The sequence below is a fragment of the Romboutsia sp. 13368 genome, from assembly GCF_018336475.1.
Lineage (GTDB): Bacteria > Bacillota > Clostridia > Peptostreptococcales > Peptostreptococcaceae > Romboutsia.
The window spans coordinates 1,067,143-1,067,722 of the sequence record NZ_CP048741.1 but is presented as its reverse complement, the minus strand read 5'-3'; the positions used below and the strand labels follow the sequence as shown (position 1 = coordinate 1,067,722).

General features: G+C 18.5%; 1 protein-coding gene. It reads left to right on the top strand.

Annotated elements, in window-relative coordinates:
* Window positions 1–254: 254 nt before the first annotated feature.
* A complete protein-coding gene (locus tag G3997_RS04340; protein ID WP_296648669.1) occupies window positions 255–527 on the top strand; it encodes an ArsR/SmtB family transcription factor in 273 nt (90 codons plus the stop codon).
* The last annotated feature ends 53 nt before the right edge of the window (window positions 528–580 follow it).

The following is a 580-nucleotide window of genomic DNA, read 5'->3' as shown; positions in this document are numbered from 1 at the left end:
ATATCTGATATTACTGCTATTCTCATTTATAATTCCTCCTACTTAAGATGATTTTTTTATTATTTTTAATCATATGATATGTTAAATTTTATTTTTTGTAAATATTCAAATCAATTTTTTTTGATATATGATTTTATATGATTTTAWATATTTAATTATGTAAATATAAATTTATATATTAATGAAAAAATATTTTAATATGATAAAATCTATATTATTTGATATAATAAATGTTAAGCATTGGAGGTATTAAAATGGATAATATAGATTTAATTTTTAAAGCTCTATCAGATCCTATAAGACTTAGTATATTGAAAAGACTATACAGTGAAGAAAGTGTTTGTGTTTGTAAGTTGGTTGGAATCTTTGATATATCTCAATCTAAACTATCTTATCACTTAAAATTACTTTTATCTGCTAATCTTATAGATAAAACTTCTCAAGGTAAATGGAATTACTATTCTGTTAATAAAGATACAGTATCTAAAGTATTAACTTATGAAGTAATTCAAAAATTATTTTTATAAATACTTCACAAATCAAAAAAAGTTGATATAATGATTAATATATAATTTAATCA

Coding starts and splice junctions, on each gene's coding strand:
- G3997_RS04340 (WP_296648669.1), top strand. CDS start 255: ATGGATAATATAGATTTAATTTTTAAAGCTCTATCAGATCCTATAAGA.